The organism is Streptomyces sp. NPDC006544 (assembly GCF_040611715.1).
GTDB lineage: Bacteria > Actinomycetota > Actinomycetes > Streptomycetales > Streptomycetaceae > Streptomyces.
Genome location: NZ_JBEXOV010000186.1, coordinates 1 through 5,493 on the forward strand (window position 1 = coordinate 1; position 5,493 = coordinate 5,493).

Annotated in this window: 6 protein-coding genes and 1 pseudogene; all 7 read left to right on the plus strand. The window is 74.3% G+C overall.

Annotated elements, in window-relative coordinates:
• Positions 1-62: 62 nt before the first annotated feature.
• Entirely contained in the window at positions 63-674 is a 612-nt protein-coding gene (locus tag ABZY44_RS37165) for a DUF5947 family protein (RefSeq protein ID WP_356661913.1), read from the plus strand.
• On the plus strand, positions 671-1,381 hold the full coding sequence (locus ABZY44_RS37170) for a DUF6084 family protein (protein WP_356661903.1): 711 nt from the start codon (positions 671-673) through the stop codon (positions 1,379-1,381). Before ABZY44_RS37165 ends, ABZY44_RS37170 begins: the two co-directional genes overlap by 4 nt.
• A complete protein-coding gene (locus tag ABZY44_RS37175; RefSeq protein ID WP_356661905.1) occupies positions 1,378-2,793 on the plus strand; it encodes a hypothetical protein in 1,416 nt (471 codons plus the stop codon). The genes ABZY44_RS37170 and ABZY44_RS37175 overlap by 4 nt, the downstream gene beginning before the upstream one ends.
• Positions 2,790-3,260 (plus strand): annotated as a pseudogene (locus tag ABZY44_RS37180) (hydrogenase maturation protease); the annotation flags it as partial. The gene ABZY44_RS37175 and the pseudogene ABZY44_RS37180, both read left to right, overlap by 4 nt.
• Positions 3,261-3,644: 384 nt before the next feature.
• Entirely contained in the window at positions 3,645-4,076 is a 432-nt protein-coding gene (locus ABZY44_RS37185) for a hydrogenase maturation nickel metallochaperone HypA (RefSeq protein WP_356661907.1), read from the plus strand.
• A complete protein-coding gene (gene hypB, locus ABZY44_RS37190; protein ID WP_356661909.1) occupies positions 4,055-4,903 on the plus strand; it encodes a hydrogenase nickel incorporation protein HypB in 849 nt (282 codons plus the stop codon). The genes ABZY44_RS37185 and hypB overlap by 22 nt, the downstream gene beginning before the upstream one ends.
• Positions 4,903-5,493, plus strand: a 591-nt coding sequence (locus ABZY44_RS37195) for an acylphosphatase (protein ID WP_356661911.1), incomplete at its 3' end; no start/stop codon positions are given. The genes hypB and ABZY44_RS37195, both read left to right, overlap by 1 nt.

The window sequence follows — 5,493 nt, forward strand, 5'->3', positions numbered from 1 at the left end:
CGGCGAGGGCGACGGCCAGGCCCGCCCCGAGCTCTCCGGGCGGGGACCGTCCCGCACGCGGCCTGCGCCGGTTCACCGGCGCGCGCCCGGCCCGCCCCGAGGTCTGCGGGCTGTGCGGAACGGTCGTCGCGCAGGACGCGCACCGCCATGTCGTGGAGAGCGAGAAGCGGGCGCTGGTGTGCGCCTGCACCGCGTGTGCCCTGCTGTTCGACCGGCCCGGCGTCGCCACCGGCCGGTTCCGCGCCGTCCCGAACCGCTACCTCGCCGACCCCGCCCACCCCCTCGACGACGGCGCCTGGGAACTGCTCCAGATCCCGGTCGGCGTCGCCTTCTTCTTCCGCAACGCCGCCCTCGATCGTCTCGTCGCGCTCTACCCGAGCCCGGCCGGCGCCACCGAGAGCGAACTCGACGCCGAGACCTGGCAGACCGTACTCGGCGCCGGGCGCCTCGCCCCGCTCCTCGAACCCGACGTGGAGGCCCTGCTGCTCCGCCGTGAGCAGGGACGGACCGACTGCTATCTGGTGCCGATCGACATCTGCTACGAACTCGTCGGGCGGATGCGCCTGCTGTGGACGGGATTCGACGGCGGAGCCGAAGCCCGGGCGGCGCTCGACGCCTTCTTCACCGAGGTCGAGCGACGGGCCAAGACCCCGGCGGAGGCACCCGCGCCATGACCGACTTCGGCTTCACCTGCACCGGTGTGCGCGCCGACCCGTACGCCGCCGGACCCACCCTGGTGTTCCGGCTGCGCGTCACGGCCGGCGGGGACCCCGGACCCACCCGGGTTCACGCCCTGGCGCTGCGCTGCCAGCTGCGCATCGAGCCCGCGCGGCGCGGTTACGGACCGGCCGAGGCGGCGGGCCTGGCCGATCTGTTCGGCGAACGCTCCCGCTGGGGCACCACCCTGCAACCGGTGCAGTTCGCCCAGGTCGCCCTCATGGTGCCCAGTTTCACCGGGGAGACCGAGATCGACGTGGTCGTGCCGTGCACCTACGACATGGACATCGCCGCGAGCCGCTACTTCAGCAGCCTGGAGGACGGGGAGGCGCCGCTGCTGATGCTCTTCTCCGGCACCGCCTTCACCGGGGCCGGCGGCTTCCACGTCGAGCCCGTGCCCTGGGACCGCGAGGCCTCGTACCGGATGCCCGTGGCGGTCTGGCACGAGATGGTCGAGCAGCACTTTCCGGGCTGCGGCTGGCTGCGGCTGCCCCGCGACGTCATGGACGACTTGCTCGCCTTCCGCTCGCGGCACGCCCTCGCCTCCTGGGAGGCGACCGTACGGACCCTCCTGGACGCGGCGGCCGAGCCCCGGCCGGAGCCGCTGCGACCCCTCCGGCTGGGCGCCGCCCTGCCGTGTGTCACCGAGAGGACGGCGCCGTGACGACGGCCACCGCACTGGAGTCCCGCTTCGCGACCGCCCGGCACGTGGCCGACGCGGTCCTCTTCGAGGGGTACGTGCTGTACCCCTACCGGGCCTCGGCGGCCAAGAACCGGCTGCGCTGGCAGTTCGGCGTGCTCGTGCCGCCCGCATGGGGCCCGGCGCACGAGGAACCCTCCTTCCAGCAGACCGAACTCCTGATGGAGCCCAAGGGCGACGCGACACTCACCGTGGAGCTGCGGTTCCTGCACGCGCGGCGGCGCACCGTCCAACAGGCCCTGCCCGAAGGCGGGTTCGCGGACGTCGCCGAACTGCACATGGACGACCGGGTGCTGGTGCCCTGGGACGAGGGGGCCGAGGAGCGGGTCGAGATGAGCGTCACCCTGGCCGAACTGGCCGGGGACGGGGCCGAGATCCCGTTCGCGCGGGCCGCCCGGGAGGACACCGAGCCCGTCACCCACGCGGACGGGCGGTGCGCCGGCCGTCTGGTGCGGCGCACCGAGCGGATCGAGGGACGCGTGCGGCTGCGCGCCGCCGAACTCGACGGACCGTACCGGGTGCTGAAGCTCACGGCGGTGGTGGAGAACACCAACCCGTGGACCCCCGCCACCGACGGCGAGGACCGGGAGGCGGCGCTGCCGCACTCGCTCGTCGCCGCTCATCTCCTGCTGGGCCTGAGCGGCGGTTCCTTCCTGTCGATGACCGATCCGCCGGAGTGGGCCAAGGGCGCCGTCGCCTCCTGCGTCAACCGGCACACCTGGCCCGTGCTCGCCGGTGAGCCGGGCCGGTCGGACGTGGTGCTGTCCTCGCCGATCATCCTGGAGGACCATCCCGCGATCGCTCCCGAGAGCATCGGCGCGATGTACGACTCCACCGAGATCGACGAGATCCTCGCCCTGCGCACCGCCGCCCTGACCGATCAGGAGAAGCGCGAGGCGCGCGGGACGGACGCGAGGGCCGCCGCCGTGATCGACCTGGCCGAGTCGATGCCACCCGAGGTGCTGGAGCGCCTGCACGGCGCCGTGCGCGCCCTGCGTGAGATCACCGGCCCGGACGGGCCGGAGGATCCCGTGGAACCCTTCGACGAGCAGGCCGTGTTCAGGCCCGAGACCCCCTGGTGGGACCCGGCGCACACGGACACCCCCGACCCCGCGCGGGACCGGGTGCTCGTCGACGGCGTGCCGGTCGGTGTCGGCAGCCGGGTGCTGCTGCGGCCGGGCCTGCGGCGCACCGACGCCCAGGACCTGTTCCTCCGGGGCCGCACCGCCCTGGTCGAGGCGGTCCTGCACGACGTGGACGGCGGGGTGCACCTCGCCGTCACCGTGGAGGGCGACCCCGGCGCCGACATCCGCCGGGAGCAGGGCAGGTTCCTCTACTTCCAGCCCGACGAGCTCTCGCCCCTGGAGGACGCGTGAGCGGCCGGATCCTGGTCGCGGGCATCGGCAACGTGTTCCTCGGCGACGACGGCTTCGGCGTGGAGGCGCTGCGGCAGCTGTCCTCGTACGAACTGCCCGGCCAGGTCGAGGCCGTGGACTTCGGCGTCCGGGGGGTGCACCTCGCCTACCAGCTCCTCGACGGCTACGACACCCTCGTCCTGGTGGACGCCACCGCCCGCGGCGGAGCCCCCGGAACGCTCTACCTCATCGAGCCCGGCGCACCCGGATCCGTCGAGCCGGGCGCGGCCCCGCTGGACGGCCACCACATGGCCCCCGACGCGGTCCTGGCCCTGCTGGGGACCCTGTGCGAGGGCACCGGCACCACCCCGCCCCGGCGGATCCTCGTCGTGGGATGCGAACCCGCATCGGTCACGGAGGGCATCGGGCTGAGCGAGCCGGTGGCCGCCGCCGTACCGCGGGCCGTACGGATGATCCTCGGGCTCCTGCCGGGCGGCGCCGGGGACCGGGCCACCGAGGACCACGGCGTCGGACATCGCGGCTCCGCGGACCACGGCCTGCACCACCCGCACCACCACGACCCACACCATGAAGGCCAGGACGCCGCGGCGTCCCCGGTCGCCGAGTTGAGGAGGACCCCGTGAAGAAGGCCGTCATCTGCGGTGCGGCCGCGGCCGCGCTCGCCGCCGTGCTCGTGCAGATCCTCCCCGACATCAGACGCTATCTGCGCATGCGCCGCATGTGAGGCGCGCGGCCGGCGGTCCGGGTCCTCGGAGCGGCTGAACGGCGTACACGGTGGACCGTCCGTCGGCGTGCCCGGCCGCACCGTCCCCGTCCTGCCGGTGTAATGAGCCCCGGCAGGACGGAGTCCGATGCACGAGATGTCGATCGCCATGGCCGTCGTGGGCCAGGTGGAGGAAGCCGCCGGGGCCGCCGGCGCGAGCGGCGTGAGCGTGGTGCGCCTCCAGGTCGGGGAGTTGGCCGGAGTCGTGGCCGACGCCTTGGCCTTCTGCTTCGAACTGGCCTGTGCGGGCACGGTCCTCGAGGGGGCCGAACTCGTCACGGAGCCGGTGGCCGCCCGCGCCCGCTGCGGTTCCTGCGCACGCCGATGGCCGGTCGGCATGCCGCCCCGGCTGTGCTGCCCCGGTTGCGGGAGCGCGGCGCACGTAGAGCTGCTCTCGGGCCGTGAGCTGCAGATCCTCAGTGTGAACTGGGTGGACGGTTCCGGCGCCGGCCCGGCCACGCACGATTCCGCGAACCGAACTCCGAGGAGCACCGAGCCATGTGCCGAGTGGTCGACCTGAAGCAGGCGGTACTCGCCAAGAACGACGCCGCCGCGCACACCCTGCGCGCCGAGCTCACCGCCCGCGGCACCGTGACCGTCAACCTGCTCTCCAGCCCCGGCAGCGGCAAGACCGCCCTGCTGGAGCGCGAGCTGGTTCTCGCCCGGGAGCGCGGGCTGGCGGTGGCCGCCCTCACCGCCGACCTGGCCACCGAGAACGACGCGGTACGGCTGGCACGCTCCGGCGCACCCGTCAAGCAGGTGCTCACCGACGGGCTCTGTCATCTGGAGGCCGGGATGCTCGGCCGGCACCTGGACGGCTGGCTGCCCGACCCCACCCGGCTCCTCTTCGTGGAGAACGTGGGCAACCTCGTCTGCCCCGCCTCCTACGATCTCGGCGAGTCCCTGCGGGTCGTCCTGGCCTCGGTGACCGAGGGCGAGGACAAGCCCCTGAAGTACCCGACGGCCTTCGGCCTCGCCCAGCTCGTGCTGGTCACCAAGACCGACATCGCCGGAGCCGTCGAGTTCGACGAGGACGCGTTCCGGGCGCACGTCCAGAAGGTCAACCCCGGGGTGGAGGTGGTCCTGACGTCCGCGCGTTCCGGGGAGGGGGTGGGCATCCTGCTCGACCGGGCGACCGCGGTCGCGGACGGCGCGGCGACGCACACGCCGGTGATGGCGCAGCAGGCCTCCGGCGGGGGCGCGCACACGCACGGGCACGGGCGTGCGCAGGACCACGGACATGAGCACGGCCACCCGGTCGGCGCACACGCGGGCGGTCACCCGCACCCGGACCCGGACCCCGGTCCTGAGCACCGCGCGCGTCCCGCCGTGGGGCAGACCTTCTGATGGAGGCGCTCGAGCGCCGCCGGGTCACGGTCCGCGGCGTGGTGCAGGGCGTCGGGTTCCGGCCCTACGTGTACACCCGCGCGACCGGCCTCGGACTGGCCGGCCACGTCACCAACACCGCGGAGGGAGTCGTCGCCGAGGTGGAGGGCGCGGCGTCGGCCGTCGCGGAGTTCTGCGACCGGCTCGCGGCCGACGCTCCCCCGCTCGCCGTCGTCGACACCGTGGACCACGACGAGGTCCCGGCCGTGGGCGGGGCCGGGTTCACCATCGTCGCCTCCCGGACGGGGGGCCCCGCCCGTACGCTGATCTCCCCGGACGTGGCCACGTGCGCCGCCTGTCTCGCCGAGCTCGCGGACCCGGCCGACCGGCGCCACCGCCACCCCTTCATCACCTGCACGCACTGCGGGCCGCGCTTCACCATCGTCACGGCACTGCCCTACGACCGGCCGAACACCACGATGGCCGGCTTCCCCATGTGCCCCGACTGCGCCCGCGAGTACGCCGACCCCGGCGACCGGCGGTTCCACGCCCAGCCCGTCGCCTGCCCGGCGTGCGGACCCCGGCTGCGGCTGCTCACCGGCACCGGCGCC

What these genes read in the sequence shown, in the direction of transcription:
- hypB (WP_356661909.1), top strand. Translation starts at nt 4,055, where the DNA reads ATGTGCCGAGTGGTCGACCTGAAGCAGGCGGTACTCGCCAAGAACGAC.
- ABZY44_RS37185 (WP_356661907.1), top strand. Translation starts at nt 3,645, where the DNA reads ATGCACGAGATGTCGATCGCCATGGCCGTCGTGGGCCAGGTGGAGGAA.
- ABZY44_RS37170 (WP_356661903.1), top strand. Translation starts at nt 671, where the DNA reads ATGACCGACTTCGGCTTCACCTGCACCGGTGTGCGCGCCGACCCGTAC.